Origin of the sequence: Catellatospora sp. IY07-71, from assembly GCF_018326265.1 — a bacterium.
GTDB lineage: Bacteria > Actinomycetota > Actinomycetes > Mycobacteriales > Micromonosporaceae > Catellatospora.
Genome location: NZ_AP023360.1, coordinates 4,839,923 through 4,866,213 on the forward strand (window position 1 = coordinate 4,839,923; position 26,291 = coordinate 4,866,213).

Below are 26,291 nucleotides of genomic sequence, written 5' to 3' on the forward strand. Positions count from 1 at the left end.
GGCGCGGGGTATCCCCGCGCCATGACCCTCAACGAGAACGCGGATATCGACACCAGCCAGGTGACCGACGCCCGGGGCGGTGGCGGTGGGGGCCGGAGCTTCGGCGGTGGCGGCATCCCCATCCCGATCCCCACGAGCGGCGGCGGGATCATCGGCACGCTGCTGGTGATCGGCCTGGCGCTGGCCGGGGCGTTCCTCGGCCCGCAGATGCTCGGCGGCGGCGGTGACGCCGGCGGGCCCGGCGTCAGCGAGACCTGCTCGACGGCCAACCCGAAGCGGCTCGAGAACGCCGAGTGCCGCAACGCGCTGTACATCAACTCGATCCAGGCGTACTGGCGCGAGGCGATGCCGGAGACGTTCGGGCAGGCGTACCAGCAGACCGACACGGTCTTCTTCTCCCAGGCCGTGAACACCGCCTGCGGCTCGGCCGACAGCGGCGTGGGCCCGTTCTACTGCCCGGCCGACAACCAGGTCTACATCGACCTGTCCTTCTACGACGAGCTGGCCAGCCGGTTCGGCGCGGACGGCCAGTTCGCCCAGCCGTACGTGCTGGCGCACGAGTACGGCCACCACCTGCAGAACCTGCTCGGCACCTCGGCGCAGGTGCAGCGCGAGTCCGAGCGCGACCCCGGCAACGCCAACGCGCTGTCGGTGAAGCTGGAGCTGCAGGCCGACTGCCTGGCCGGGGTATGGGCCAAGCACGCGACCGAGACCGAGGACGCCAAGGGGCAGCCGATCTTCAAGTCGGTCACCCAGCAGGACATCGACCAGGCGCTCGAAGCGGCCGCCGCGATCGGTGACGACAAGATCATGGAGCGCTCAGGCGTGCCCGTGGACGAGTCCAAGTTCACCCACGGCACCGCCAAGCAGCGCAGCGACTGGTTCAACACCGGTTTCCGCACCGGCGACGGCCGCCAGTGCGACACCTTCACCAAGGGCGTCTGACCGCCCGCCTGTGTGAGGATCGAAGCTCCCGCCGCGCTGCCGGAACAGCGTGGCGGGAGCTTCGTCGATAATTGCGGGTCAGGACTCCGCCCGAGCCGCCTCGGCGCGGATGTCGCGGCGCACCCGGTCCACGGCGCGGGTGAAGCCGAACAGCAGCGCCAGCACCGCGGCCGTGCCCCCGGTCAGGGCCACCACCAGTGTCCAGGCCGCGTCGATGCCGTCATGGCCGGTCAGCCCCAGCGCCAGGGTGACGTTCGACGGCCAGGCCAGCACCAGCGCCGCGAAGCCGAGCAGCAGCGCCGCGGCCGCCCCGCCCGGCTCGCCCCGGGTGGCGCGCAGCACCCGCACCAGGCCCGTGCTCAGCGCGAAGCCGATGCCCGCGAAGGCGAGCATCGTGCCGGCTTCGCGCCACGTCGCGTCCTGCCGGTAGCTGTTCAGAACCAGCACGACGCCGCATCCGGCGGCGGCGACGCCCACCACGTCCCAGGGCAGCCGGCGATCGGCGAACCACACCGCCGCCGCGCCGAGAACGATCCCCGCGAGCGCGATGAGTGCCATCGTGTACGGCGACCGCCCGACCGGCGTGAACGCCCACAGAGCCAGCGCCAGCGGCGTGGCCAGCAGAAAGCACAGCACGGGCCAGGCGGCCAGGTCTGCCCGGCCCCGGCGGTACGCATACCCGGCCAGCACCAGCGCTGCCGCGACGGTGATCGCCACCAGCCCGTAGCGCATCAGGTCCTCGGCGAACTCGGCCCGGCGCGGCGTGGGCAGACCGTCCTGGGTGACCTGCACCTCGTCGGCAACCGTACGCAGTAGCAGGCGCCCGGCGTGCACGATCACCGTCGCGGCGAGCACGGCGACCGCCGCACCCCAGATCCCGGGCCGCCGTGACGGCACCGCCTCCGCCGGTGTCCCTTCCGGCGAGGGCGCGGCCGGTGGGACTGCGCTGCGCTGCCGGGAGCAGGCCAAGGCGGCGAGCAGCGCCAGGACGAGCGCGGCGATGGGCAGGATGAGGTCGAGGTCGAGTGGCTCCGCTCCCGGTCCGCGCTCGGCCAGCAGGACCAGGACGGGCTGGCCGAGCGCGATCCCGGCGATCAGGCCGAGCCCGGTGGCCAGGCGGATCGCGCCCGGCAGTGCTGTCCCGAGCAGCACGCCGGCGATGGCGACACCGAGTCCGGCTTCCAGCATGACGGAGAGGATCCGGTGGGCCTGGACCGGACCCAGCAGGCCCGCCATCGGGTCGCCGGCCTGGATCTTGGGCTCCGGCTTGAGCTGCAGCGCCGCGAGCACGGCCAGCAGGCCGACGGTCGTGACCAGCCAGCCGCTGCTGCGCAGGACGCCGGGCCACCGGTCCGCAACCGTCACAGTGAGCGCCGCCCCCAGCACGATCACCACCGTCTGCAGCGCCAGGGAGGTGTTGCCGCCCTTGTAGAACCAGAGCCCGACCAGGTACGCCGTCGAGGCGAGGCCGTAGTAGTAGAAGACGACGCCGGTCGCCAGGGCGGCGAGCCCGGCGAGCACAGGCGCGGCGGGCGAGACACGTCTGAGAGGTTCCCCGTTGCTCATGACGCGTGATGCTGGCACATCCGCGCTTCCGGCGCTGTCCCGCGCCGGGGACCTCGGCGGCTGTGCCGCTTGCGGCATGCGGAAACCGGTTTCTATAGTAGCCCCGACCTGATCATCGTCCGGGAGGTCCGACCGTGCACCCTGTCCGCCTCGCCCTCATCGGTGCCGGTGACCGCGGCAACGCGTATTCGCGGTGGGCCCTGGCACACCCGGACCGGGCACGGGTGGTCGCCGTCGCCGAGCCGCAGGACGAGCGCCGCGAGCGCTTCGCGGTGGACCACGGCATCGCCGCGGCCGCGCAATACCCGAGCTGGGAGCAGCTGCTCGCCGATCCTGCGCTGGACGTCGACGCGGTCCTCATCGCCACCCAGGACTCCGGGCACGCCGCCCCCGCGATCGCGGCCGCGCGGCGCGGGCTGCACATCATGCTGGAGAAGCCGCTCGCGCCGACCCCCGAGGAGTGCGTACGCGTCGTCGACGCGGTCGCCGAGGCGGGCGTGATGCTGGCCGTGTGCCACGTGCTGCGCTACGCGCCGTACACGCGGCTGGTCAAGAGCCTGCTCGACGGCGGCGCGATCGGCGATGTGGTGTCGGTGCAGCATCACGAGCCGGTCGGGTTCTGGCACCAGGCCCACTCGTTCGTGCGCGGCAACTGGCGCCGCGAGGACCTGTCCAGCTTCATGCTGCTGGCCAAGTCGTGCCACGACATCGACTGGCTGCAGCACGTCGTCGGCCGCGACATCACCCGCGTGTCCAGCTTCGGCGGGCTGCGCCACTTCCGCCCCGAGCACCGCCCCGACGGCGCCGCCGACCGCTGCCTGGACTGCGCGGTGGAGCCGGGCTGCCCGTACTCCGCACCCCGCCTCTACCGTGACCGGCTCGCCCGGGGCCACCACGGCTGGCCGCTGAGCGTCGTCACGCCCGTCTTCACCGAGGAGGCGCTGACCGCCGCGCTGCGCGAGGGACCCTACGGGCGCTGCGTGTACGCCTGCGACAACGACGTGGTCGACCACCAGGTGGTGGCGATGGAGTTCGCCGGCGGCGTGAGCGCGGTGTTCACCATGAACGCGTTCAACACCGGCGGGCACCGGCGCACCCGGATCTTCGGCACGCGCGGCGAGCTGGTCTGCGAGGGCACCGCGATCACCGTGCACGACTTCGTCACCGGCACCGCGACCAGACACGACCCGGCCACGGCAGGCGGGGCGGACGCCGCGGGCGGGCACGGCGGCGGCGACGCCGGGCTGATGGACGCCTTCACCGCCGCGGTGGCCACCGGCGAGCGCGACCGCATCCTGTCCGGCCCGGCCGCGACGCTCAACTCCCACCTGGCCACGTTCGCCGCCGAGCAGGCCCGGCACGAGGGCGCCGTGATCACCGTACAAAGGCCGGGCACCACCCTCGCGCCCACCCCGTCGTTTGGAGGTTAGGCACGCCTGACACCGACAGCGCGGGTGGGCCGTGGCGTCGGGGGTGGGCAATGACAGACGGCGGGGCACCGCGGGTGCGCGCGCTGGAGTACACGACACGGGACCTGGAGGTGGCACACCAGGTCCTGCGGGACACGTACGTCGACCACCGGCATCGGCTGTTCGGCGCGTCCGGGGAGTTCGTGTACCGGCAGCACACCGTGGGCGCCGGGGAGCTGGCGATGGACAGCGTGCGGCACACGGCCGCCGTGGAGAACGCCGTCGAGCCGCTGACCTACCTGATGTTCGGCGTGCCGCTGAGCCCGTCGATCACCATCCGGGCCGGGCGCGCCGAGCTGCGGCCGGGCCGCGGCGAGGCGTACCTCTACCCGACCGGTGTCCCGTTCACCGTGCGCTGGGGCGAGCTGGACGTGCGGCTGCTGCGCCTGCCCATCGAGCGGGTCGCCCGGGTCGCGGCGCGGTCCACCGGCATCGCGGTGGCAGACTTCCGCTTCGACGGCATGTCCCCGGTGTCGCCGCACGCGGCCCGGCACTGGCGCGACACCATGGCCTACCTCTACCACGTGCTGTCCGCGCCGGACTCGGCGCTGGCCAACCCGCTGGTGCACGCCGCCGCGGTGGACCTGGCCGCCTCCGTGGCCGTCGCCACCTTCCCGAACACCGCCACCTCGGTCGGACACCTGGCCGAGCCGGGCCGGGTGGCGCCCGCCGCGCTGCGCCGCGCGGTCGCGTACATCGACGCGCACGCGCACGAGCCGGTCACCGTCGAGGACATCGCCGAGGCGGCCGGGATCTCCTCGCGCGGGCTGCAGGCCGCGTTCAGCCGGCACGCCGACACGACCCCGATGTCGTACCTGCGCCGGGTGCGGCTGGAGCGGGCCCATCGCGACCTGCTCGCGGCCGACCCGGCGCGCGGCGACACGGTCGCCGACGTGGCCCGGCGCTGGGGCTTCGCCAGCCTGAGCCGGTTCGCCGCGGTGTACCGCGAGGAGTACGGCAGATCACCGCGGCACACCTTGCGCACCTAGGGGCAACCGCACCCGGGTCCCAGCCGGTATCTCCATGCAGGACGGACGGGGAGGTTCGGGTGCGCCGCAGGACATTGATCACCGCTGTGGGGCTGCTGCTCGTGGCGGGCTGCGGCGCACCCGCTCCACCGGCGTCGCCCGCGCCGCCGTCGGTGCTGCGGCTCGACCTGGCCAACGGGCCGGAGCGGCCGCTGCCGACCGAGGTGCGCCTGCCGGCCGGCGGCGGGCGGCATCCGCTGCTGGTGTTCGTGCACGGTTACACCTGCCACGTCGCCGAGTACGCCGACCTGCTGGACCACTGGGCGCGGGCCGGATTCGCGGTGGCCGCGCCGACGTTCCCGTACACCCACGGCGCCGCCGCGAAGCTCGACATCATGGACCTGCTCAAGCAGCCGGCCGACGTCACCGCCGTCCTCGACGCCCTGCTGTCCCGCGCGGGGCAGCCGGGTGACCCGCTGCACGGCCGCCTCGACCCGGCCCGCGTCGCGGCCGGCGGGCACTCGCTCGGCGGGATGACGACCGTGGGCGCGCTCGGCAAGTGGCGCGACCCGCGGCTCAAGGCCGGGCTCGTGCTGGCCGGCAGCGCCCGCGACGTGGGCACCGCGTTCCAGGGCGAGCCCGCGCCGCTGCTGTTCGTGCACGGGCTCGGCGACCGGGTCGTCACCATCGACCAGGGGCGGGCGGCGTACGAGGCGGTTCCCTGGCCCAAGGCGTTCCTGACGCTGCCGCTGGGCACCCACCGCAACCCGTTCATGTTCACGTCCGACCCGGACTGGGCGCGGGTCGCCGACGCCACCACGGACTTCCTGCGCTGGCGGCTGGCCGGGGACAGCTCGGCCCGCACCAGGCTGACCGCCCTCGGCCCGGACTTCGAGGACCGCCTCGGCTGATCCCCGCCCGCTCACGGCCGCAGGTGGCGCACCCGCTCCCAGGACGGATCCGTGCTGGTGCGGACCTTCGCCCGGCCCTCCCGCCAGGACGCGGCGTGCTTCTCCAACGGCTTGGCCGCGAAGCGGGTCGAGTCGCCGTAGATGTGCAGCGTACGGACGTTCTCCCCGGTCTCGTGCGCGATCAGCTCGGCGCCGTCGAGCAGCGGGGCCAGGCTGTCCTCGAAGGCGCGCAGCGCGTGCAGCGAGTCCCGGTCGGGCAGGCCGTTGCCGGTCGCCCGGAACGGCAGCGTCACCCCGATGTGGGTGTCGTACGAGGGCCGCCGGGCGGGCTTGAGCGGCTGCTGGACCGTCGCGACCCGGGGCACGGGGGCTGTCTCCGGGGTGCCGAGCACCGCCCAGCTGTCCTCGTCGAACTGACCGGCGAGCGCGGACACCGCCTCGGCCAGCGCCGCGCCGGGCAGCGCCCCGTCGAGCTCGGCGACGGTGGCGTCGATCGTGCCGATCCAGATCTCGACCCCGTCCTCGCCGAGCAGCCAGGTCAGCGACAGGTACGCCAGGCGCAGGCGGTGCTGCTCGGGCATGGAGACGAAGGCCGGGTGGTACACCACGACGTCGTACTCGTGGCGCGGCTCGTCGAGCGCGAACCCGTAGCGGAGGTCGGCGAGCTGGACCCGGACCCCGTCCGCCTCGAACGCTCCGTCGAGCATCTCCGGCTCGGCCTGGCGGGCGCCGTGATACTCCCAGGTGGCGTCGGGTGCGGGCGCGGCCAGCTGCCAGCGGTGGGCGATCGCGCGCAGCGCCGGGTCACCGGCCGCGCTGACGATGAACGCGTGCTGCGCGGTGCGGCCCTTGCTGAACTCCCACTCCAGGTCGCCGTGGATGGCGTCCACCCGCTTGGACACCTCGCGGACCAGGTCGTGGTCGACCTCCTTCGCCGCGAACGCGGCCTCGGCGCGGGCCCGCAGCCCAGGCCAGGCGGCCCAGAAGTCCCTGATGCCGGAGGACGGGTCACGACGGCGCGAGAAGATCATGGCGAGGGAGCTTACGGGTCGGCCCGCTGCCGCGAAAGGCCCGGGCGGCTCGTTGTCGCAGCATCGTGTGATGCTGTGGCGGTGATCGTGGATTTCGAGGCCGAGCTGTGGTTGTGGGACGCCCGCCGCGACGAGAGCTGGACGTTCGTCAGCCTCCCCACCGAGGCGTCCGAGGACATCCGGGAGCTTTCCGCCGGTCCGCGCCGCGGGTTCGGCGCGGTGCGGGTGAAGGTCACCATCGGCACCAGCAGCTGGGCGACCTCGATCTTCCCGGACGGCGCCCGTGGCTGCTACGTGCTGCCGGTCAAGCGAGCCGTACGCAAGGCGCAGCGGCTCGACGTGGGCGACACTGCCTCGGTGCGGGTGGAACTAGTCGACCTCTGAGACCGCCCGCTGCTACTCAGTAGATCCGCACCAGGGTGAGCCCGACGAAATAGGCGGCGCCCGGACAGAGCAGCAGGCCCGCGGCCCAGCCGGTGAGCACGCCCAGCCCGGTCCCGCGTTCGCGGCGCACGGCACCGGCGATGCCGCACCCGAGCGCGACGGTCGCCAGCACCGCCTGCCCGGAGATCAGCGCGGGGAGATACACGTCGAGTGGCGCCGGGTGCTCGCCGAAGCCGCCATCGACCGCCTCTTTCGGGTAGAACAGGGCGAGCGGCCATGCCACCAGGATCGTCGCCAGGTGCGCCCCGAGCGCCAGCGCGATCCCGGCGCGTAGGCGGCGGCCGTGCGGTCCGGCTGCAGGCGGCGCCGACGTTCGGCCGTGATCCATTCGCATCTCTCCCAGGCGTGGTGCGATCAGCGTAGGGCGGTCGCGCCGGTGGGGCCATGGCCGTGCGGGGGACCGGGCCGGTGGTTAGGGTCGGCGCATGGGTTCCTGGGAGGTCGGCACGCCGGGCGTGCTGCGGCTGCCGTCGGAGCGGCTGGTGCGCGGGCGTGGCCTGAGCCGGCCGCTGCCGGACGGGCCGCTGCCGGAGTACGGCGTCTACCTGCTCGGCCATGAGCCGCCAGGCACCGCCTGGGATGCGCGATGGGTGCGCTGGCCCGACTTCCGGCTGCCCGCCGACCCGGCCACGCTGCCCGGGGTGCTGGCCGAGGCGCTGCGCCGGGCGGCGGGGGAGCGGGTCGAATTCGCCTGTGCCGGCGGACGCGGCCGGACCGGGACCGCGCTGGCCTGCCTGGCCGTGCTCGACGGCGTGCCCGCGGCCGAGGCGGTCGGCTGGGTGCGGGCGCACTACGACCGCCGGGCCGTGGAGACGCCGTGGCAGCGGCGTTTCGTCGAGCGGTTCGGAGCCGCCTGAACAGGGGTGTCGCGGGGCGGCGCCGGGCAGTACATTGCACGGCGTTCGATCAACCTCGTATCGATTGAGGACACCTCCATGAGCGCCAACCTGCCCCTGCGCGCGCGCCGGATCGACATCTTCTTCGCGGTCGTGTTCAGCGCGTTCACGATCACCTCGCTGATCGCCGATCTGATGCCGACGCTCGGCTTCGACTTCAGCGAGCCGTCCGACAACTTCATCCTCAACGCCAACCACTGGTACGCCCACGACACCGACCCGCTGTTCATGAACCCGCCGGTGTGGATGCGCATCGTGACCGGCCTGTCGGCGCTGGTCTACATGCCGTTCTACGTGGTGCTGGTGTACGCGCTGCTGCGCGGGCGCAACTGGATCCAGCTCCCGGCGGTGATCTACGCGACGATGATCTCCACGATCACCGGGATCATCGTGTTCGGGGTGGAGTTCTTCGGCGAGCCGCAGTGGCAGACCCCGAACCCGGCCAAGTTCCTCGCCTTCAACCTGCCGTACGTGCTGCTCCCGCTGCTGCTCCTGGCGCGTATGCGCAAGCCGGAGCCGTTCACCCGCCGGTTCTGAGAGACTGGTGGCGGCGCGGCCGGCATGCGCGCGGCGGCGTCCCGGCATACGGTGAGGGCATCGATCTGATCCGATCCGGGAGGGAACCTGTGAGACCGCGTCACCACCGTGCGCTCGCTCTGCTCGCCGCCACCGCCCTGGCCTCGACGGTCCTCACCGCACCGGCGCACGCCGGATCGCCCTCGCCGCCGCCGTCGGCCCCGCCCAAGCAGCCGACCGCCGTCGGCTACGGCGGGGCGGTGGCCACCGTGGACGCCGACGCGACCGCGGCGGGCCTGGACGTGCTGCGCAAGGGCGGCAACGCGGTCGACGCCGCGATCGCCGCGGCTGCCACGCTGGGCGTCACCGAGCCGTTCTCGGCGGGCATCGGGGGCGGCGGGTTCTTCGTCTACTACAGCGCTCGCGACCGGCGCGTGTACACCATCGACGGGCGCGAGACCGCGCCGCTGACGATGACCGAGACCGCGTTCGTCGACCCGGCCACCGGCCTGCCCTTCGCGTTCCCGGAGGCGCGGGTCAGCGGCATCTCCGCGGGCGTGCCCGGCACCCTGGCCACGTGGGAGAAGGCGTTGCGCAGCTGGGGCACCACGGACCTGGCCGACGCGCTGCGCCCGGCGGTGAAGGTCGCCGACAAGGGCTTCCTGGTCGACAACACGTTCCGCACCCAGATCAGCGACAACGCGGCCGCGTTCGGGCAGTTCTCGTCCACGGCGGAGCTGTACCTGCCGGGCGGGCAGCCGCCCGCGGCCGGTTCGGTGTTCCGCAACCCGGACCTCGCCGACACCTACCGGCTGATCGCCCGCCACGGCACCGGCGTGTTCTACCGGGGTGCGGTGGCCCGCGACATCGTGGACACCGTGCAGCACCCGCCGGTGGCCGATGCGCCCGTCGGCACCTGGGCCTACCCGATCCGCCCCGGCACCATGGCACTGTCCGACCTGGCGGCGTACCGGGTGCGCACGCCCGAGCCGACGCGCATCGGCTACCGCGGCTACGAGGTGTACGGCATGCCGACCCCGTCCAGCGGCGGCCAGGCCGTCGGGGAGGCGCTCAACATCCTGGAGCAGACGGACCTGAGCGCGCTGTCGCGCACCGAGGCGCTGCACCACTACCTGGAGTCGAGCGCGCTCGCCTTCGCCGACCGCAACCGCTACGTCGGCGACCACACGCCCCGGGCGCTGCTGGACGAGCTGCTGTCGGACGGGTTCGCCAAGGAGCGCGCGTGCCAGATCAACCCGGCGCAGGCGCTGGTCAAGCCGGTCGCCCCGGGACAGCCCGACGGGTCGTACACCGGCTGCGCGACGGTGGCGCCGGGCTCCGCCGTGACCGAAGGCCAGTCCACGACGAACCTGACCGTGGCCGACCGCTGGGGCAACGTGGTCGAGTACACGCTGACCATCGAGCAGACCGGCGGCAACGGCATGGTGGTGCCGGGCCGCGGCTTCCTGCTCAACAACGAGATGACCGACTTCAACTTCACCCCGACGCAGGGCACCGCCCCGGACCCGAACCTGCCCGGTCCGGGCAAGCGCCCGCGCAGCTCGATGGCCCCGACGATCGTCCTGAAGGACGGCAAGCCGTTCCTCGCCGTGGGCACGCCCGGCGGCTCGACGATCATCACGACGGTGCTGCAGATCCTGGTGAACCGCCTGGACCTGGGCATGACCCTGCCGGAGGCGGTGGCCGCCGCGCGGGCCACCCAGCGCAACACGGCTTCGGTGCTGGCCGAGGCGGAGTTCGCCCCGGACGTCCCCGGGCTGACCGCGCTGGGTCACGTGTTCGGGCCGAGCCCGGAGATCGGGGCCGCGACCGGCATCGAGTTCCTCGGCCACGGCCGGCTGCTCGCGGCGGCCGAGCCGGTGCGCCGGGGCGGTGGCGCCGCCGGAGTCGTGTGGCCGACGTCCTGACCGGGTCGTGACCGGAGCGCCGTTCCCACGCCCCCGTGCCGTGGGAACGGCGCTCCGGCCGCGCCGTCAGACGCCGGTCGCGGCCGCGGCGAGCAGGCGGGCCAGCTCGTCCGGCCGGCTGAACATGGGCCAGTGCCCGGAGTCGATGTCGGCGAAGTCGATGTGCTTGGCGCGAGCGAGTTCGGGCAGGTCACCGGCGGCGATCCACTCCCGGGCCTCGTCGGGGGTGAACTCGGGGCAGATCATCAGGACCGGCACGTCGTAGCGCCGCTCGTCGGTCAGGCGTACCACGCCGGTGGCCACCTCGCCCGGGACGTCGACCATGGTGCTCGCGATGGCGGCCAGGGCCTGCTCGTCCAGGTCGGCGGTGTCCGGGCCCGCGAACGGGCCCCAGCCCGGGAACGCCATGACCCCGTCCTCGATCTCGAAGAAGGCGGCGTAGGGCTGCCCGTCGGTCTTGGGGAAGCCGCCGATGAGCGCGACCTTGGCGACCCGCTCCGGGCGGGCGTCGGCGGCCAGCCAGGCCAGGGTGCAGGCGGCCGAGTGCCCGACGACCAGCGGGCTGCCGTCGGCCGTGTCGACGGCGGCGAGCACCGCCGCGACCTGGTCGTCGAGCGTGGCGCCGGTCGCGCCGTCACCCTGGCCGGGCAGGGTGATCGGCACGGCGCGGTGGCCGAGCTTCTCGAGTGCGGGCGCGACCTCGGCCCAGGCGGAGCCGTCCAGCCACAGGCCGGCGATGAGCAGGATGTCCATGTCGGTTGCCTTTCTCCAGTGCGTTCAGATCACGTTCGGCAGGAGCGGGCGAGGTCCCGGTCCCTGAACGCGACCACGTGCACCAACCTAGGCCCAATTCCGGACGATCTGCTTCCGGTACGCGGCGGGGTTGCCTAGTCTTCAGGACGTGTCGACCGAGACGAGCCCGACCGCGCGCGCCCTGCTCACGTTGGAGGTGCTGCAGACCCGCCCCGGCACTACCGCCACTGAGCTGGCCGAACGGCTCGGCGTGACCGAGCGCGCCGCCCGGCGATACATCGGCATCCTGCGCGAGGCCGGGATTCAGGTCGAGTCTGCCCGGGGCCCGCACGGCGGCTACCGGCTGCGGCGCGGCACGCGGCTGCCGCCGGTCGTGTTCACCCAGGCCGAGGCGCTGGGGCTGGTCATGGCGGTGCTCGACGGGCATCCGGCCGCGGCCGACGCCGACGACCCGGTCGGCGCGGCCCTGGGCAAGGTGATCCAGGCGCTGCCGGAGGGGGTCGGGCGGCAGGCGGCGGTGCTGCGCGACCACGCGGCCGCCACCCCGGACCGGTATCCGGCCCGGCCCGAGCCTGCCACGACCAGCGCGCTCGTCGCCGCGTCGGCGGCCCGGCGGCGGGTGAGCGTCACCTACCGCAGCGAGAGCGGCCGGGAGTGGGACGCCGAGGTGGACCCGTGGGCGGTGGTGGTCCGGCACGGACGGTGGTACCTGCTGTGCCGCTCGCATCGCGCGGACGCGGTGCGCACCTATCGCATCGACCGGATCCGTGCCGTACGGCAGACCGGCCAGGTCTTCGAACCGCCGGACGGCCTGGACCCGGTCGCCGCGCTGGAGGACAACCTCGGCGTCGGCTGGGAGTTCGCCGTCCGGGTGCGCTTCGACGCGCCGATGGAGCAGGTGGCGCGGTGGATCCGGCCGCCCATGGGACGCCTCGAAGAGGACGGCGACGGGTGCGTGCTCGTCGGCAGCACCAGCAATCCCGCCATGTACGCGCAGGAGTGGCTCTCGACGGTGCCGCTGCCGTTCCGTGTCGAGCAAGGCCCGGAGCTGCGGACCGCGGTCGCCGAGGTGGCGGCGCGGTTCGCCGCCGCCCTGCGCTCGCCCGCCGGGGACGCCTGAGCGGCGAGCAGGTCGGCGAAACCGGCGAGCCGGGCGGGCCTCGGGCGAGATCATGACAACGTGACGGAACAGCCGATCGTGGACATGCCGTGGTGAGCCGGCCGAACACGGCATCGCTGCCGCCCCGGCCCGGCCCGTCGCCGCGGGTGTCCATCCCCGTGCCGCACGTGTCGTTCCCGCTGCAGCGCTTCCTGGCCACCGAGGCCGGCGGCGGACTGCTGCTGCTGATCGCCACCGTGGTGGCGTTGATCTGGGCGAACATCCCAGGCGGCGGGTACGAGCAGTTCTGGCACACCGAGGCGTCGGTGCGCGTCGGCGACCTGGCCATCGACCTGGACCTGCGGCACTGGGTCAACGACCTGGCGATGGCGCTGTTCTTCCTCACCGTCGGGCTGGAGATCAGCCGCGAGGTCACCGTGGGCGAGCTGAGACGGCCCCGGACCGTGGTGGTGCCCGTGCTCGGCGCGATCGGCGGCCTGGTCCTGCCCGCGCTGATCTACGTGGCGTTCAACCCGTCCCCGCCCGCCCTGCACGGCTGGGGCGTGCCGGTGTCCACCGACACCGCGTTCCTGGTCGGCGTGCTGGCCCTGTTCGGGCCGCGCTGCCCGGACCAGCTGCGGCTGTTCCTGCTGACCCTCGCCATCGCCGACGACATCGGCGCGATCGGCGTGCTGGCCGTCGTCTACACCGACTCGGTGTCGGTGCCCGCGCTGCTGGCGGCGTTCGTGCTCACGCTGGTGCTGGTGGCGCTGCGCTGGGCCCGGGTCTGGCAGCTGCAGCCGTACGTGGTGGTCGGCATGCTGCTGTGGGTGGCGGTGTTCGTCTCGGGCGTGCACGCGACGCTGGCCGGGGTGGTGGTCGGCCTGCTGGTGCCCGCCACGCCCGTCGAGCCGGAGCAGGTCGAGCGGCTGCGCTACTTCGGCCGGGCGGTGATCGAACGCGCCGACGCGGTGCGGGCGCGGCTGGCCGCGGCGGCCGCGCGGGCCACCGTGCCGCCCAACGACCGGCTGCAGGACGCGCTGCACCCGGTGAGCGCGTTCCTGGTGATCCCCGTGTTCGGCCTCGCCAACGCCGGGGTGCGGCTCGACGGCGAGACGGTGAGCCGGGCGATGACCTCGCCGGTGACCATCGGCATCGTGGTCGCGCTGGTGGCCGGCAAGACCGTCGGCATCAGCGCCGGCGCGGCGATCGGGCTGCGCACCGGCTGGGGCGAACTGCCCGGCCGGGTGCGCTACGGCCACCTGCTCGGCGGCGCGCTGCTGGCCGGTATCGGCTTCACCATCTCGCTGTTCATCGCGGATCTCGCCTTCGACGACCCGCTGCTGCAGGCCGAGGCGAAGATCGGCGTGCTCGCGGGTTCGCTGCTGGCGGCGGTGCTGGGCTCGCTGGCGCTGCGCTGCCTCGGTGAGCGCCTGCCCCTGTGCACCGTCGGCGACGACGAGGCCATGCCCGAGCTGCCCACCGGCCCCTGGCGCGACCCCACCCTCACCCAGCGCTGACGGTCAATGGCGCATGCCGAGCGCGCTGCGGAGCGCGGAGAGTTCGACCTTGCCCTGGTAGAGGCGGCCGTCGGCGAAGAGGGTGGGCGTGCCGCGCACGCCCGCGGCCACGCCCGACTGGTAGTCGGCGGCGATGGCGGGCTGGAGGTGCTGTGCGGCCTCGCCGGTCACCGAGTCCAGGCCCAGCATCGCGGCGTAGCTCTCCAGGTCGGGGTCGGCGAGCCGGCTCTGGTGGGCGAACAGCAGGTCGTACATCTCCCAGAAGCGGTCACCGGCCGCCTCGGCCGCCAGCGCGGCGGTCAGCGCGAACGGGTGCACCGTGAACAGCGGGAAGTGGCGGTAGACCAGCCGCACCATGCCGCCCGACTCGTCGATCAGGCGGCGCAGCACGGGCGCGGCTGCCCCGCAGTACGGGCACTCGAAGTCGCCGTACTCCACCAGCGTGATCGGGGCGTCGGCCTCGCCGTACACATGCCGGTCCAGGTCGACCGCGACGGTCTCGGTCACCCTGCCAGCCTAGATCGACCGGCCGGTCACGCGTCGGCGATCAGCCCGGCGTAGTCGGCGGCGCGCAGCGGGTCCTGGCTCAGCGACGCGTCCGGCAGCGGCACCCCGATCGCCACGCCCTGCCGGGTGAACACGACCCGCTCGATGCCGTCCCGGCTGGTCAGCGTGCACACGATCTGGCCGAAGGCGAGCACGTCGTCGTTGCGGCCGGTGCCCTCGATCGCGGCCGGCACCTCGACGTACGCGGTCACTCCCCATACCTCCACCGAGGCCACCACGTCGCTGCCGGCCAGGGCGCTGCGCAGCCCGCGGCCCTGCTCGGCCTCAGTCGGCCCGGCCAGCAGGTCGGCCAGCAGGTGCTGCGGGTCGGGCTCGCGGGGCAGCCGACGCTGCACCGCGACCAGCGCCCCGTCGCGAACCAGGTAGAGCCGCTCGGACGCGGGCCCGGACGCCGCCACGGCCGGGGCGGTGGACGGGGTGCGGCCGGGCACGGGCTGCTCGATGACGCGCGGCGTGTCCTCGGTCGGCACGCCGCACCCGGTCGCGGCCACCGTCGTGGCCAGGAACAGCGCCCCGAGTAGTCGGCGCCACCGCCGCTCCGCAGGGGTGGTGCGTCTCGCGCCGCCGGTCCGGGCGGGTGCCGTGTCCGCGCCGCGCGTCATGACGGCACCCGGGGCAGGACGACCTCGAAACGTGCCCCGCCGCCGGGCCGGTCGGCGACCCCGGCCCGGCCGCCGTGCGCTTGCGCATGCTGGGCGACCAGGGCCAGTCCCAGGCCGGTGCCCTCGCCGTCACCGCGGGCGCCGGAGCAGCCGCGGACGAAGCGGTCGAAGATCGCCTCGCGGTCGCCGGGGCTGACCCCGGGGCCGTCGTCGTCGACCTGGATCAGGTACGCGCCGTCGCGGCGGGCCAGCCGCACCGCGACCACCCCGCCGCCGTGGCGCTGGGCGTTGTCGAGCAGGTTGGCCAGGATCTGCTCGACCCGGCGGCGGTCCACCTGCCAGATCGCGTCGGTGGCCGGGGCGGCGCCGACCAGGCCGGGCGGCAGGCCGCGGGCCTGGCACAGCCGCCGGGCGAGCGCGGGCACGTCCACGGCGGCGCGGTCGGCGTGGCGGTCGCTGCGGGACAGTTCGATCAGGTCGGTGACCAGGGCCTGGAACCGGGCGACCTCCTCGGCCAGCAGGGTGGCCGCGGTCGCGGTGCGCTGGTCGAGGTGGGCGCGGCGCCGGGCCAGCACGCTGGCCGCGTTGGCCAGGGTCTGCAGCGGCGAGCGCAGCTCGTGGCTGACGTCGGCGGCGAACCGGCGGTCGCGCTCCATGCGCCGGGAGAGCTGGTCGACCATCAGGTTGAACGAGGTGGTGAGCCGTTCCAGCTCGGGTTCGGCGGCCGGGTCGAGCCGGGTGCTGTGGTCGCCGGCGGCGATCTCGCGGGCGGCGTCGGCGATGGAGGTGAGCGGGCGCAGCACCCGCCGGGCGGCCCACGAGCCCAGCAGCGCCCCGGCTCCGGTGGTGACGGCCGCGACCATGGTCAGCACCAGCGCCAGCACCTTCAGCGAGCGGTCCAGCTCCCGCATGAAGTCCACCTCGTAGAGGTACGTGCCGCCGCCCAGCGGCATCGCGACGACCATGGCCGGGACGCCCGCGACGCGCACCCGCTGGATCGCCGGGCGGTCCTGCTCGGCGAGGCCGACCAGCGCGGCGGGGATGTCCTCGATGGTGTTGGCGGTGTCGGCCTTGCTGGAGTACCAGCGCCCGTCGCGGCGGATCAGCGCGCGCCGGTCGGGGCCGGTGTCCAGCGAGCTGAGCGCGGCCAGCGCGTCCGGCGGCTCGGCGTCCAGGCCGGCCGCCACGATCCGGGCGTCCTGCGCCACCGCGCGCACCGCCGAAGCCTCCCGCTCGGCCAGCAGGAACCGCTCGGTGAGCTGGTAGGACAGCACGCCGACCACCGTGGACGCGCCCAGCGCCCCCACCGCGAAGCCCGCGGTGACCCGTGCCCGCAGCCCCGGCCGCCGGATCATCGCTGGAGCTTGTAGCCGAGGCCGCGTACGGTCACCAGGCGCGTGGGGCTGCCCGGGTCGTCCTCCAGCTTGTGCCGCAGCCGTCCGACGTGGACGTCGACCAGGCGCTCGTCGCCGAAGTCGTACTCCCACACCCGTTCCAGCAGCTGCTGGCGGGACAGCACCTGCCCGGCGTGCTCGGCCAGCTCGCACAGCAGCCGGAACTCGGTGCGGGTCAGCGCCAGCGGCTGCCCGCGCAGCAGCACCTCGCCCGCCTGCGGGCGGATCTCCAGCTCGCCGATCAGCGTGGCCCGTGGACCGGCGCCGGCGGCCCGCGCCCGGCGGCGCAGCGCCCGCAGCCGGGCGGTCAGCTCCTTGGTGGCCACCGGCTTGACGACGTAGTCGTCGGCGCCGGCCTCCAGCGCGGCCACGATGTCGTGCGTGTCGTCGCGGGCGCTGACCACCACGATCGGCACGTCGTCGGCGCGGCGCAGCTCGCGGATGCACTCGAAGCCGTCGATGCCGGGCAGCATCAGGTCCACCAGCACCGTGTCGGCGGGCTCGCGGCGCTGGCGCAGCAGGCCCTCCTCCGCGGTGGCCGCGGCGTGCACCGTGTATCCCTCGTCCTCCAGCGCCAGGGTCAGCGAGAGGCGGATACGGTCGTCGTCTTCGATGACCAGTACGGCAACCATGCCCGCATCATCGCCCGGCGGCACGCCGCGCGGCCAGTGGCAGCCATCCCGGTTCGTGCCCGCCGGGGCGGGTGTGGCCGGGCGCGGCGGGCAGCCGCCGGGTCCGGGTGGCACGCGCTCCGGTCGTGGCCGGGCCGGGCAGCGGACCGGCGTCGGGCAGCGCCGCGCCGCGCGCGCGGACCGCGTACAGCAGGCGCTGCGCCCAGGTCTCCGGCGCGACGGGCGGGTCCGTGTCGCGGGCCAGCGGCGCGGGGCCCCGTAGTCCGGCGGCGCGCGCGACGGCCTCGGCGTAGGCGACGGTGTCGTGCGGGTTGATCACGATCGCGCCCGGCAGCGCGCCCGAGGTGCTGCTCGACTCGCTGGTCACGACGGTCGCGCCCGGGTCGCCGTGCGCGGCGGCGAACTCGTGGGCGGCGGCCACCGCGCCGTGGTGGGTCGGCGTGGCCAGCATCCCGTCGCAGGCCAGGTAGAGCGCGGTGAGGTCACGTCGGTCGGGATCGCTGCGTACGTAGTGGACGACCGCCTGCCCGACGCTGGCGTGACCACCGTTGATCTTCGCGATGAGCCGCTCGGTCCGTTCGCGCTGGGCGTGCTCGGCGGGCGTACGCGGCTGCCCGCACGCCACGTGCAGCAGCGTGACCGTGCCCGGCGCCGGGCGGTGCCGGGACAGGAAACGCTCGAAGGCGTGCAGGCGCTGCTCGACGCCGTCGGCTGGGTCCCAGCCGGCCACCGACAGCAGCACCGGGCCGGTCACCCGCAGCGCCGCCCGCAGCCGCGCGGCCAGGGCCTGCACCTGCGGTGACGCGGCCAGCCGGCGGACCGCCGCGGTGTCGGCCGGCAGCGGGTACGCGACCACGCGCACCCCGCGGTGCCCGGCGGCGATGCGCCCGTCGCGCACCGGCAGGCCGTGCACCCGCCCGGCCAGGTCGAGCAGGTTGTCCACGGAGCGCGGGTGGGGCAGGGCGATCACATCGGCGCCGAGCAGCCCGGACAGCAGCGCCCGGTGCTCGGGCAGCCGCGCGTAGGTCTCCGCGGGCGGGAACGCGCAGTGCAGCTGCACCGCGATGCTGAGGTCGGGCCGCAGGCGGCGCAGCATCCGCGGCAGCAGCTGCAGCTGGTGGCCGTGCACCCACACGGTGGCGGCCCCGGCGGCCGAGGAGGCCACGGCGGCGGCGACGCGGCGGTTGACGGACAGGTAGCTCTCGAACCAGCCGGGCGGGAAGTCGGCGGGCTGGTGGTGGTCGAGGGAGTGCAGCAGGCGCGCGCCCAGCGCCGCGGCGGCCGCGCCCGGCGGCGGCGCGACCCCGATCACGCCCTCGCCCGTGCCCCTGCCGCAGGCCGGGGCCCAGGCGCCGGACTGTGCCGCGACCAGCGGCCGCAGCGACGCCAGTGCGGCGTCGACGGGTTCGCGGGCGTCGTCGGGATCGGTGGGCGGCAGCCGGTCGGCCGCCACGACGAGGCCGTACCGTCGCCCACGCGTCATCGCGCACCTCCCGTGGCTGGGGAATCGAGGATTCCCGGACGGTACGGCGGTAATCCCGCGGATTCATGACAGTTGTGTGACAGATCCGTTCACGCACGTTCCGTCTCGGATTCACGCCCGCCGGGCACGGGCGGCCGGTCGTCGGGCACGCGCACTAGGCTGCGTGGGGACACGGCGCGGACGGGGGCACGGCATGGCGGAGACGGCGCACAGGATCACCTCACCGGAGCAGCTGCGGGCGCTGCTGGGCGAGCCGACGGCCGCCGCGGCCGGCAAGACCCGCACCAGCCTGCACGAGCACGACCGCGCCTGGCTGGCCGCGTCGCCGGTCTGCCTGGTCGCGACGTCCGCCGCCGACGGCAGCTGCGACGTCTCGCCCAAGGGCGACCCGCCCGGTTTCACGCTGGTGCTGGACGACACCACCATCGCCATCCCGGAGCGGCCGGGCAACCGGCGCGCCGACGGCTTCTTCAACATCCTGTCCAACCCGCACGTCGGCCTGCTCTACCTGCTGCCCGGCCGCACCGACACGCTGCGCGTCAACGGCCGCGCCGAGCTGGTCACCGACGCGCCGTACTTCGACCGGATGGTCGTCAAGGGGCACCGCCCGGTGCTGGCGCTGGTCGTCGACGTGCAGGAGGTGTTCTACCACTGCTCGAAGGCGTTCCTGCGCTCGGCGCTGTGGAAGCACGAGGGATGGCAGCCGGACGCGGCGCCGTCGCGGGCGCGCATCGTCCAGTCCCTGGAGCGCCCGGAGCGGTCCGTCGCGGAGCTGGAGGCGTACTACGGCCCGCAGTACGAAGCGGGCATCTACTCCTGACCTGCCCGGGTACGCCCATCGGGTGATCCCGCCGGGTGGCGCGCGCCGGTAGCGTCGGTCCCGGTCCCCGGATCGGGAGGTGTCGGAAATGTCAGGCATGCCATTGCACGACCTGCGGCAGGTGCCCGACGAGACGCTGTTCGTCCGGCTCACCGCGCTGCACCGGGAGTTCCCCGCCGACTTCGACGCCGAGGACTACGACTACCGCCGCGCCATCTGGGAGGCGGCGACCAAGGCGCTCCAGGCCGAGATCCGCCGCCGCCGTGCCGTGCCGCCCGCCTGGTGGATCGCCGAGCACGGCGAACCGGCCGCGATCCGGCAGCGGCGCTTCGGCGCCGTCACGGTGTACCTGGTGGCCGGGGCGCTGGCCGTGGCGGCCTCGGGCCTGCCCGCGCTGTCGGTGCTGCTCATGTTGACCGTCACGGTCAGCGGCGCGGCCTGGCTGGTCCCCGAGGTGCTGCGCAACCACCGGCAGACGTTCCTGCGGCCCATCCCGCGCCCGCGCATCCCGCCGCGGTGACCGCCCTCCGTCCGGCCGCAACCATCCGGCCACGTAGTCTGCACAATGTGGACGGACGGCCTGGCGACACTCCTCGTGCGAGGGAACAGGCCAGGTCGGACGCGCGGTAGCGTCAGCGCCACGAGGCCGTTCGAGGAGGTCGTGTGAGCATCGGCGCCGATCCGGTGGGGGACATCGCCCGCATCGTCGCGGACCTGCACGTGCGCGACCTCGTGCAGGCGTACGACGTCGACTTCGACGTGCCCTTCCGGCACGGCCTGGCCGGCGGCGTGCTCCAGCTGAAGCAGGCGTTCCGGCCGGTGCCCGGCGCGGGCGCGGGCCGCCTGGCACGCCGCGTCGGCGCCTACTGGTGCGACATCGTTCGCGCCGACGTCGAGCTGGACCTCCGGCACGGCCTGGCCCTGGTCGACGCGTCGCGCGCGGACGCGGCCCGGCTCACCGAGCTGCTCGATCCGTCCGATGAGGACCTGTTTCCGGCGTACGCGGCGGCCCGCTGGCACGACGGCGCGGGCCGCGTGCTCTACCGCAGCGGCAGCCACGCCCGGGGCCGCATGCACTTCACCACCGGCCTGGAGGTCGCCGAGCGGCACGGCCTGTGGTGGTGCCTGCCCGACCAGCGCTCCAACGTGCTGCGGGCGCGGCTGGAGGAGGCCCGCCAGGCCGCGCCGGAGGTGATGGCCAGGCGCACCGCCGAGATCATCGCGGAGATGGCCGCCGAGGCGGCGCGCTGCGAGCGGGCCGCCGACGAGGCCGGGGTGCCGCGCGACGGCAACGCCCTGCCGCTGGACCGCCGCTGGCGGGAGTTCCTGCGCGGCTACTCCAACGTGCTGCACAACCTGTCGTTCGCGCTGCACCACGACCGGCAGCCGGTGGCGGCGCTGGGCCGGTCGCTGCGCTCGCTGGCCGTCTCGGAGGCGCTGGGGGACAGCTACCGGCAGGCGCAGTCGCTGAACCACCAGGCGATCGTCATCGGCGCGCACCACGTGGCGCTCCACCGCGATCCGGCCGAGGCGGACGCGCTCTACCGGCGCATCCTCCACCTGCGCTGGGCGCGCGGGCGCCGCATCGCCCAGCAGCAGCTCGCCCGGCGCAAGGGCGGCTTCGACGGTGCCACGGAGCTGGCCGGGCTGCTGGCGGAGCTGGCCGCCGAGTCGGCCGCCACCGGCGGTGCCGCGGGGCTGGACATCGACCTGCTCTCCTTCACGGTTTCCTGCTATCAGGGCGTCTCCGCCGCGCTGCCGGACACCGAGGAGGGCCGGGCGGCCCGCGCCGACGCGGCCGGGCGCGAGCTGGAGATGGCCCGCTCGGTGCGCCAGGTCATCGCGCTGCCGGCGTACAAGCGGGCGTACGGCGGCGCGGTGCGGCCGGTGTACTCGCGGCGTATCGCGCACCTGATCGAGCAGCCCGCCACCGGCTCCGGCGACCGTGACCGCTATGAGGAGATCCTGTCGCTGACCGAGGAGTCGTCCGGCCGCGAGCTGCTCGACCTCATGTCGACGGCGGCCCTGCCGCAGCTGGACCTCGCTGAGGACGAGGAAGCCGCCCCGGCCGCCGGGTCTGGCAGCGAGGCGGCCGGTGGCTCCGGCGAGGCGGCGCAGGCGGTGCCGTCTGCCACGGGGCAGGCGGCGGCTGCGCCGCGGGCCGAGCAGCCGGAAGGCGACGAGCCCGAGTCCGACGAGCCCGAGTCCGAGCAGCCTGAGAGCGACGGGACGCGTGGCGGGCGCCGCGACGGGCTGCGCCGCGCCGCCGACCCGGCGGAGGTGGAAGCAGACCGGGTCGCGCTGCTGGAGCGGGAGAGCCGGTTCGAGGAGCAGTTCCTGCGCCGCCCGCTGGAGGCGGCGCCGCACGACCCGGACGTGGCGCGCCGGGCGGAGATGTTCGTCATCAACCACCCCGGCACGGCGCTGGTCCGCTACTTCACCTACGGGCAGGGCGCGGGTTTGATGCTCGGCGCCTTCGTGATCCGCGACGGCCTGCGCCGCCCGGTGGTGTGCGGGCCGTACGCGCCGGTGCAGGAGCTGATCAACGAGCTGGCCGCGCGGCGCTCGCCGCGCGAGGAGCACAGCCGCCGCATCTGGCGGCTGCTGGTGGAGCCGCTGCTGGGCGACCTCGGCGACCCGTCCACGCTGGACCACCTGGTGGTGGTGCCGACCGACGGCCTGTTTTCGCTGCCGCTGCACATTGCCTCCCCGGACGGGTACGCACCGGGTTCGGTGCCGCTGGGCGCGCAGGTGCCGCTGTCGCTGTCGGTCAGCGTGACCGCGTTCGTCACCCGGGGCCGTTACCTGCTGCGCCGCCAGCGCGTCAGCGGCAGCGACGACCTGGCCGCGCTGGTCGTAAACGATCCCAAGATCAGCGGTAAGGAGCTGGTCGGCACCGGCTGGCCGGAGCACCGGATGCTGGTCGCCGGGCGGCTGCCCAAGGGGCTCGGCGTGGACGTGCGGCGGCACCGTGCCGACTGGGACGGCCTGGCCGCCGCGGTCGGCACCCGCCCGGAGTTCTTCGTGTACGCCGGGCACGGCCGCTACCTCGCCGAGTACGGCGAGCTGGGCCCGTTCCTGCAGATCAACGACCGGCAGGGGCGGCCGGACCGGCTCACCCCGTTCGACGTGGCGCTGCGGCTGCGGCTGGCCGGCAACCGGCTGACCATCCTCGGCGCCTGCCTGGCCGGGCAGGGCGCACAGACCACGGGTGGGGACGTGGTCGGGTTCGTGCGCTCGTTCATCGCCGCCGGTGCGGGCGCGCTGGCCCTGCCGCTGTGGCGGGTGCTGGACGTGGCGATGGCCGAGACCGGGCGCCACCTGCTGGCGAGCAGCCGGGCCGCCGCCGCGCAGGACGGGGTGTTCGACGTGGTCCGGGCGCTGCACGAGCACTACCGTGCGACGGTCGCCGAGGGGGACGGCTGGATCGAGTTCATGCCGCTGGCCCTGTACACCTGACAGACTCCGGGCACGGCCGGGCGGGGGCCGGCCGGGCTCGACGTGTACCGACTATCTGGAGTGGATCCCCTGTGAGCAGGATGGTTCTGGACGACCTGTCCGACGAGGAGCTGGCGGAGCTGACGGCGCTGGCCGAGCAGCACGACGTGGAGCTGATGCGGGAGGGCGACCGCGGCGAGCCGGTCACCATCGCGATCCTGGTGGGCAGCGCGCTGGCGATCGGCGCGGTGATGCACGAGTTCGAGCGGCGCAAGGGCGGCCAGGTGATCGACCTGCGCCCGGACGCGCCGAAGCCCGCCTACCGGGACAAGGACCTGCAGTACGGCCTCGTCATGATCCGTTCGGCGGACGGCACGGTCCGGGTGGAGGTGCACGAGCCCCGCGGCATGCTGGGCCAGGTTCTCGACTCGATCAACAGCGTCGTGGGCACGCTGACCGGCCAGGAGCCGGACGGCCTGCTGCAGCAGCTGCAGAGTGCGATCGGTGACCGCGCCACGGTCACCCGCGACCCCCGCGACCAGCCCTGAGCCTCCGGCGGTGACCGAGGCTCCCACCATGTGCGGGGAGCTTCGGTCAGGCCAGCGCGTTGCGGTTGGCGGGCCGGACCGGCAGCCGCCGCCAGGTGCGGCGGGTCGTGCGGCGGCGCAGCGGGACGACGGCCCGGCGGCGCAGCCCGGTCCGCAGCACCCGCACCTGGCGGCGTACGCCGCGGGCCAGCTCCCGTCCGGTGCGCAGCCGCCGCCCGGCGTCGGCCCGCAGCCGGTCGGCGCGGCGGCGCAGGACGAGCAGCACCACGTACGCGCCCGCCAGCACGCCGCCGAGCACGACCTCCGACGCCGCCATCTGTGCCGCCCCTCCCGAGTGCCTGCGAACGGTGTCCCCCCATCGCACCAACGACAAACACCGATGACGGTTGTTTCGTTCCCGAGACCAGTTCGCGGGGCGGCGTGACGGGGCGCACTCTTGCCCTGACACCGGCGGCAATGTTTAGCGTGGTCCGGGACAGGGGTGAGGGGACGGATGCGGATCGGCGAGCTGGCCCAGCGGGCCGGGACGAGCACCCGGACGCTGCGCTACTACGAGGAGCACGGGCTGGTCCGCTCGCAGCGGGCGGCCAACGGCTACCGGGCCTTCGACGAGGCGGAGCTGCGGGTGGTCCGGGAGATCCGGGAGCTGCTCGCGATCGGGTTCGACCTGGAGGACATCCGGCCGTTCGTGGCGTGCCTGCGGGCCGGGCACGACTCCGGCGGGGTATGCCCGGACTCGGTGGCGGTGCTGCGCCGCAAGCTCGCCGAGGTCGACGCGTACCTCGACCGGCTCGGCGAGGTGCGCGAGCAGCTGCACGGCCAGCTCACCCAGGCGATCGCCCGACGGGAGAGCACATGTCCGAGAAGATCGAAACCGCCGACGGGGTCCTGACCGTCACCGACGACACGTTCGCCGAGCTGGTGCTGCGTGCCGAGCGCCCGGTGCTGCTGGACGTGTGGGCCGAGTGGTGCCCGCCGTGCAAGGCCATCTCACGCACGCTCGCGGAGCTGTCCGTCGAGTTCGCCGGTCGGATCACGGTGGCCGCGCTCGACGCCGACGCCAATCCGGCGACCGCGCGGGCGTACCGCGTGCTGTCCATGCCCACGTTGCTGGTGTTCCGCGACGGGGAGGTCGTCGCGTCGTCGGTCGGCGCCCGGCCGAAGGCCGCGCTGCGCGAGTTCCTGGAGCGGCACGCCGCCGCCTGACCTCGGCTTTGACATGATCGGCTGATGGGCCAGGCGTACGCGGTCACCGCCGAGTTCTACGACCTCCTGCAGGCTGCCGAGCAACTCGGGGTGACCGAGCGCCTGCTGGACCGCTGGCTCGGGCGACCGGAGGTCGGCGTGCTCGACGTGGGCGCGGGCACCGGGCTGGCCACCGCCAGGCTCGCCGCCCGGTGCGCGGTGCTGGTGCACGCGGTGGAACCCGCGGCCGGGATGCGGGCGGTGCTGCTCAGCCGGCTCGCCGGGCAGCCCGACCTGCTGGCCCGGGTGCGGGTGCACGCCCGCGGAGTGCAGGAGCTGGGGCTGCGCGATGTCGCCGACTTCGGGTGGTGCCTCAACACGATGGCCGGCCTGGACGCCGCCGACCGGGCCGGGGCGCTGGCCGCGCTGGCTGAGGCGCTGGTGCCGGGCGGGCGCCTGGTCGTACAGCGCCCGCCCGCCGAAGCCGCCGACTCCCGCCGGGACCTGCCGTCCTGGCGGCTCGGCGGCGATCTCTACACCGGCGAGGTGACCACGGTCCGCACCGGGCCGCGCGGGGTGCGCTGGCGGTTCGACTACCGGGTCAGCCGCGACGGGGCGCTGGTGCGGGAGGCGTCCGAGGTGTTCGACGGCCACCTGGCCAGCGAGCCCGAGTTCGACGCCGAGCTGGCCGCCGCCGGGTTCACCGCGGTCGCCGCCGACACGCCCGGAATCGTCATCGCCCGGCGTCGTTAAGAAGGTGCCCTTCCTCTACGTAATGCGTTAAGAAGGTGCCCTTCCTTCTACCAGGTGAGGATGCCGAACTGGCCGCCCTGGGGGTCGGTGAGGATGGCCAGCCGGCCGTCGGGGTAGTCGCCGCGCATCAGCTGCACCGCGCCCAGCTCGATCGCCCGGTCCGCGCTCGCGTCGGCGTCGGCGACCCCGAAGTACGGCATCCAGTGCGGGGGCATACCGGCCGAACCCGGCGGGTCGAACACGCCGCCGATCGGCTGGCCGGCCACCGACAGCGTCGTGTACACCTCGCCGCCCAGGTCGCGGTCCTCGTGGCTCATCGCGAAGACCGCGCCGTAGAACTCCTTCGCCCCGGCCGGGTCCGGCGTGTACAGCTCGACCCAGCTCAGGGCACCGGGCTCGCGCATGATGCCGACGCCGTCGTGGGTGCCCGCCTGCCAGGTGGAGAAGAACGCCCCGGCCGGGTCGGTGAAGACGGCCAGGGTGCCCTGGTCCATCACCGCGTCCGGCGGCACGATCACCTTGCCGCCGCTCGCCTCGATCCGGCCCGCGGTGGCCGCCGAGTCCTCCGTGCCGAAGTAGACCGCCCAGGACGTGCCCCGGGCGGCGTCGGTGGCCGGCCCGATCCCGGCGGCCATCTTCCCGTCCTTGGTGAAGAAGCCGTAGCCGCCCGCCTCCGGGCCGAGATCCTGGTGCTCCCAGCCGAACAGCGCGCTGTAGAACGCCACCGCACCTGCTATGTCGGTCGTGCCGAGGTCCACCCATCGCGGGGCGCCCGGCTGATGTGTCAGCGTCATGGCCCCATCCTCACCCGGATTTCTGACGG

The 26,291-nt window shown here is 74.3% G+C and carries 28 protein-coding genes; 17 read left to right on the forward strand and 11 right to left on the reverse strand.

Going from position 1 to position 26,291, the window contains the following annotated elements; translation table 11 throughout:
• Positions 1-21: 21 nt before the first annotated feature.
• Entirely contained in the window at positions 22-945 is a 924-nt protein-coding gene (locus tag CS0771_RS21540) for a neutral zinc metallopeptidase (RefSeq protein ID WP_212842669.1), read from the forward strand.
• Between the two features lie 78 nt (positions 946-1,023).
• Here CS0771_RS21540 and CS0771_RS21545 read toward each other — a convergent pair whose 3' ends face one another.
• Positions 1,024-2,511 (reverse strand): hypothetical protein, encoded by a 1,488-nt coding sequence (locus CS0771_RS21545; protein WP_212842670.1) that lies wholly within the window; start codon positions 2,509-2,511, stop codon positions 1,024-1,026.
• 134 nt (positions 2,512-2,645) lie between these two features.
• Between CS0771_RS21545 and CS0771_RS21550 the strand changes: the two genes are divergently transcribed.
• Genes CS0771_RS21550 through CS0771_RS21560 form a run of 3 tightly spaced genes read left to right on the forward strand, consistent with a single transcriptional unit; the run spans position 2,646 to position 5,859 of the window.
• On the forward strand, positions 2,646-3,941 hold the full coding sequence (locus tag CS0771_RS21550; protein ID WP_212842671.1) for a Gfo/Idh/MocA family protein: 1,296 nt from the start codon (positions 2,646-2,648) through the stop codon (positions 3,939-3,941).
• Positions 3,942-3,991: 50 nt separating this feature from the next.
• The gene (locus CS0771_RS21555) at positions 3,992-4,969 is read left to right on the forward strand and encodes an AraC family transcriptional regulator (protein WP_212842672.1); all 978 of its coding nucleotides are present in this window, start codon (positions 3,992-3,994) and stop codon (positions 4,967-4,969) included.
• A 59-nt stretch (positions 4,970-5,028) separates the two neighbouring features.
• The gene (locus CS0771_RS21560; RefSeq protein WP_212842673.1) at positions 5,029-5,859 is read left to right on the forward strand and encodes an alpha/beta hydrolase; all 831 of its coding nucleotides are present in this window, start codon (positions 5,029-5,031) and stop codon (positions 5,857-5,859) included.
• A gap of 11 nt (positions 5,860-5,870) precedes the next feature.
• Here the strand turns inward: CS0771_RS21560 and CS0771_RS21565 are convergent, their stop codons facing one another.
• Positions 5,871-6,890 carry a DUF695 domain-containing protein gene (locus CS0771_RS21565; RefSeq protein WP_212842674.1) on the reverse strand — a complete coding sequence of 340 codons (1,020 nt, stop codon included), beginning with the start codon at positions 6,888-6,890 and terminating at the stop codon, positions 5,871-5,873.
• 81 nt (positions 6,891-6,971) lie between these two features.
• Here CS0771_RS21565 and CS0771_RS21570 point away from each other — a divergent pair, with 81 nt between their 5' ends.
• Entirely contained in the window at positions 6,972-7,274 is a 303-nt protein-coding gene (locus CS0771_RS21570) for a DUF1905 domain-containing protein (protein WP_212842675.1), read from the forward strand.
• 16 nt (positions 7,275-7,290) lie between these two features.
• On the opposite strand, the gene CS0771_RS21575 is transcribed toward CS0771_RS21570, so the two are convergent.
• Entirely contained in the window at positions 7,291-7,662 is a 372-nt protein-coding gene (locus CS0771_RS21575; protein ID WP_212842676.1) for a hypothetical protein, read from the reverse strand.
• Positions 7,663-7,759: 97 nt separating this feature from the next.
• On the opposite strand from CS0771_RS21575, the gene CS0771_RS21580 reads away from it, so the two are divergent.
• The 3 genes from CS0771_RS21580 to ggt all read left to right on the forward strand — a co-directional run bounded on the left by CS0771_RS21580 (position 7,760) and on the right by ggt (position 10,674).
• Entirely contained in the window at positions 7,760-8,191 is a 432-nt protein-coding gene (locus CS0771_RS21580) for a protein phosphatase (RefSeq protein WP_212842677.1), read from the forward strand.
• 78 nt (positions 8,192-8,269) lie between these two features.
• Positions 8,270-8,767, forward strand: coding sequence for an emopamil-binding family protein (locus tag CS0771_RS21585; RefSeq protein WP_212842678.1), 498 nt, complete (start codon positions 8,270-8,272; stop codon positions 8,765-8,767).
• Positions 8,768-8,856: 89 nt separating this feature from the next.
• Positions 8,857-10,674, forward strand: a complete 1,818-nt coding sequence (gene ggt / locus CS0771_RS21590; protein ID WP_244870938.1) for a gamma-glutamyltransferase — start codon at positions 8,857-8,859, stop codon at positions 10,672-10,674.
• Between the two features lie 66 nt (positions 10,675-10,740).
• Here ggt and CS0771_RS21595 read toward each other — a convergent pair whose 3' ends face one another.
• On the reverse strand, positions 10,741-11,427 hold the full coding sequence (locus CS0771_RS21595) for an alpha/beta fold hydrolase (RefSeq protein ID WP_212842679.1): 687 nt from the start codon (positions 11,425-11,427) through the stop codon (positions 10,741-10,743).
• Positions 11,428-11,575: 148 nt separating this feature from the next.
• Between CS0771_RS21595 and CS0771_RS21600 the strand changes: the two genes are divergently transcribed.
• Positions 11,576-12,547 carry a YafY family protein gene (locus tag CS0771_RS21600; RefSeq protein ID WP_212842680.1) on the forward strand — a complete coding sequence of 324 codons (972 nt, stop codon included), beginning with the start codon at positions 11,576-11,578 and terminating at the stop codon, positions 12,545-12,547.
• An 89-nt stretch (positions 12,548-12,636) separates the two neighbouring features.
• Positions 12,637-14,046, forward strand: coding sequence for a Na+/H+ antiporter NhaA (nhaA, locus tag CS0771_RS21605; protein WP_212842681.1), 1,410 nt, complete (start codon positions 12,637-12,639; stop codon positions 14,044-14,046).
• Between the two features lie 3 nt (positions 14,047-14,049).
• Here nhaA and CS0771_RS21610 read toward each other — a convergent pair whose 3' ends face one another.
• From CS0771_RS21610 to CS0771_RS21630, 5 genes are read right to left on the reverse strand one after another with little or no spacing between them, the layout of a single operon-like run.
• Entirely contained in the window at positions 14,050-14,553 is a 504-nt protein-coding gene (locus CS0771_RS21610; protein ID WP_212842682.1) for a thioredoxin domain-containing protein, read from the reverse strand.
• Positions 14,554-14,579: 26 nt separating this feature from the next.
• A complete protein-coding gene (locus CS0771_RS21615) occupies positions 14,580-15,215 on the reverse strand; it encodes a GerMN domain-containing protein (RefSeq protein WP_212842683.1) in 636 nt (211 codons plus the stop codon).
• Positions 15,212-16,567 carry an ATP-binding protein gene (locus CS0771_RS21620; protein WP_371821589.1) on the reverse strand — a complete coding sequence of 452 codons (1,356 nt, stop codon included), beginning with the start codon at positions 16,565-16,567 and terminating at the stop codon, positions 15,212-15,214. Before CS0771_RS21620 ends, CS0771_RS21615 begins: the two co-directional genes overlap by 4 nt.
• On the reverse strand, positions 16,567-17,241 hold the full coding sequence (locus tag CS0771_RS21625) for a response regulator transcription factor (protein ID WP_212842685.1): 675 nt from the start codon (positions 17,239-17,241) through the stop codon (positions 16,567-16,569). The genes CS0771_RS21620 and CS0771_RS21625 overlap by 1 nt, the downstream gene beginning before the upstream one ends.
• A 7-nt stretch (positions 17,242-17,248) precedes the next feature.
• A complete protein-coding gene (locus tag CS0771_RS21630; RefSeq protein WP_212842686.1) occupies positions 17,249-18,724 on the reverse strand; it encodes a trehalose-6-phosphate synthase in 1,476 nt (491 codons plus the stop codon).
• Between the two features lie 193 nt (positions 18,725-18,917).
• Here CS0771_RS21630 and CS0771_RS21635 point away from each other — a divergent pair, with 193 nt between their 5' ends.
• The 4 genes from CS0771_RS21635 to CS0771_RS21650 all read left to right on the forward strand — a co-directional run bounded on the left by CS0771_RS21635 (position 18,918) and on the right by CS0771_RS21650 (position 23,530).
• Positions 18,918-19,544, forward strand: a complete 627-nt coding sequence (locus CS0771_RS21635; RefSeq protein WP_212842687.1) for a pyridoxamine 5'-phosphate oxidase family protein — start codon at positions 18,918-18,920, stop codon at positions 19,542-19,544.
• An 88-nt stretch (positions 19,545-19,632) separates the two neighbouring features.
• Positions 19,633-20,064 (forward strand): hypothetical protein, encoded by a 432-nt coding sequence (locus tag CS0771_RS21640; RefSeq protein WP_212842688.1) that lies wholly within the window; start codon positions 19,633-19,635, stop codon positions 20,062-20,064.
• A 143-nt stretch (positions 20,065-20,207) separates the two neighbouring features.
• Positions 20,208-23,003: a CHAT domain-containing protein gene (locus CS0771_RS39480; RefSeq protein WP_212842689.1), complete on the forward strand. Its 2,796-nt coding sequence runs from the start codon at positions 20,208-20,210 to the stop codon at positions 23,001-23,003.
• A gap of 71 nt (positions 23,004-23,074) precedes the next feature.
• Entirely contained in the window at positions 23,075-23,530 is a 456-nt protein-coding gene (locus CS0771_RS21650; protein WP_212842690.1) for a hypothetical protein, read from the forward strand.
• A gap of 46 nt (positions 23,531-23,576) precedes the next feature.
• Here the strand turns inward: CS0771_RS21650 and CS0771_RS21655 are convergent, their stop codons facing one another.
• On the reverse strand, positions 23,577-23,846 hold the full coding sequence (locus tag CS0771_RS21655; protein WP_212842691.1) for a hypothetical protein: 270 nt from the start codon (positions 23,844-23,846) through the stop codon (positions 23,577-23,579).
• Between the two features lie 177 nt (positions 23,847-24,023).
• Between CS0771_RS21655 and CS0771_RS21660 the strand changes: the two genes are divergently transcribed.
• The 3 genes from CS0771_RS21660 to CS0771_RS21670 are packed head-to-tail and all read left to right on the forward strand — an operon-like array spanning position 24,024 to position 25,468.
• Positions 24,024-24,422 carry a MerR family transcriptional regulator gene (locus CS0771_RS21660; RefSeq protein WP_212842692.1) on the forward strand — a complete coding sequence of 133 codons (399 nt, stop codon included), beginning with the start codon at positions 24,024-24,026 and terminating at the stop codon, positions 24,420-24,422.
• The gene (gene trxA / locus CS0771_RS21665) at positions 24,386-24,736 is read left to right on the forward strand and encodes a thioredoxin (RefSeq protein WP_212842693.1); all 351 of its coding nucleotides are present in this window, start codon (positions 24,386-24,388) and stop codon (positions 24,734-24,736) included. Before CS0771_RS21660 ends, trxA begins: the two co-directional genes overlap by 37 nt.
• 24 nt (positions 24,737-24,760) lie before the next feature.
• Positions 24,761-25,468, forward strand: coding sequence for a class I SAM-dependent methyltransferase (locus CS0771_RS21670; protein WP_212842694.1), 708 nt, complete (start codon positions 24,761-24,763; stop codon positions 25,466-25,468).
• A gap of 47 nt (positions 25,469-25,515) precedes the next feature.
• On the opposite strand, the gene CS0771_RS21675 is transcribed toward CS0771_RS21670, so the two are convergent.
• The gene (locus tag CS0771_RS21675; protein ID WP_212842695.1) at positions 25,516-26,262 is read right to left on the reverse strand and encodes a VOC family protein; all 747 of its coding nucleotides are present in this window, start codon (positions 26,260-26,262) and stop codon (positions 25,516-25,518) included.
• Positions 26,263-26,291: the final 29 nt, after the last annotated feature.

What these genes read in the sequence shown, in the direction of transcription:
- CS0771_RS21585 (WP_212842678.1), top strand. Translation starts at nt 8,270, where the DNA reads ATGAGCGCCAACCTGCCCCTGCGCGCGCGCCGGATCGACATCTTCTTC.
- CS0771_RS21615 (WP_212842683.1), bottom strand. Translation starts at nt 15,215, where the DNA reads ATGACGCGCGGCGCGGACACGGCACCCGCCCGGACCGGCGGCGCGAGA.
- CS0771_RS21580 (WP_212842677.1), top strand. Translation starts at nt 7,760, where the DNA reads ATGGGTTCCTGGGAGGTCGGCACGCCGGGCGTGCTGCGGCTGCCGTCG.
- CS0771_RS21545 (WP_212842670.1), bottom strand. Translation starts at nt 2,511, where the DNA reads ATGAGCAACGGGGAACCTCTCAGACGTGTCTCGCCCGCCGCGCCTGTG.
- CS0771_RS21595 (WP_212842679.1), bottom strand. Translation starts at nt 11,427, where the DNA reads ATGGACATCCTGCTCATCGCCGGCCTGTGGCTGGACGGCTCCGCCTGG.
- CS0771_RS21640 (WP_212842688.1), top strand. Translation starts at nt 19,633, where the DNA reads ATGTCAGGCATGCCATTGCACGACCTGCGGCAGGTGCCCGACGAGACG.
- CS0771_RS21660 (WP_212842692.1), top strand. Translation starts at nt 24,024, where the DNA reads ATGCGGATCGGCGAGCTGGCCCAGCGGGCCGGGACGAGCACCCGGACG.
- trxA (WP_212842693.1), top strand. Translation starts at nt 24,386, where the DNA reads ATGTCCGAGAAGATCGAAACCGCCGACGGGGTCCTGACCGTCACCGAC.
- CS0771_RS21555 (WP_212842672.1), top strand. Translation starts at nt 3,992, where the DNA reads ATGACAGACGGCGGGGCACCGCGGGTGCGCGCGCTGGAGTACACGACA.
- CS0771_RS21670 (WP_212842694.1), top strand. Translation starts at nt 24,761, where the DNA reads ATGGGCCAGGCGTACGCGGTCACCGCCGAGTTCTACGACCTCCTGCAG.
- CS0771_RS21575 (WP_212842676.1), bottom strand. Translation starts at nt 7,662, where the DNA reads ATGGATCACGGCCGAACGTCGGCGCCGCCTGCAGCCGGACCGCACGGC.
- CS0771_RS21625 (WP_212842685.1), bottom strand. Translation starts at nt 17,241, where the DNA reads ATGGTTGCCGTACTGGTCATCGAAGACGACGACCGTATCCGCCTCTCG.
- CS0771_RS21565 (WP_212842674.1), bottom strand. Translation starts at nt 6,890, where the DNA reads ATGATCTTCTCGCGCCGTCGTGACCCGTCCTCCGGCATCAGGGACTTC.
- CS0771_RS21630 (WP_212842686.1), bottom strand. Translation starts at nt 18,724, where the DNA reads ATGACGCGTGGGCGACGGTACGGCCTCGTCGTGGCGGCCGACCGGCTG.
- CS0771_RS21675 (WP_212842695.1), bottom strand. Translation starts at nt 26,262, where the DNA reads ATGACGCTGACACATCAGCCGGGCGCCCCGCGATGGGTGGACCTCGGC.
- CS0771_RS21655 (WP_212842691.1), bottom strand. Translation starts at nt 23,846, where the DNA reads ATGGCGGCGTCGGAGGTCGTGCTCGGCGGCGTGCTGGCGGGCGCGTAC.
- CS0771_RS21635 (WP_212842687.1), top strand. Translation starts at nt 18,918, where the DNA reads ATGGCGGAGACGGCGCACAGGATCACCTCACCGGAGCAGCTGCGGGCG.
- CS0771_RS21540 (WP_212842669.1), top strand. Translation starts at nt 22, where the DNA reads ATGACCCTCAACGAGAACGCGGATATCGACACCAGCCAGGTGACCGAC.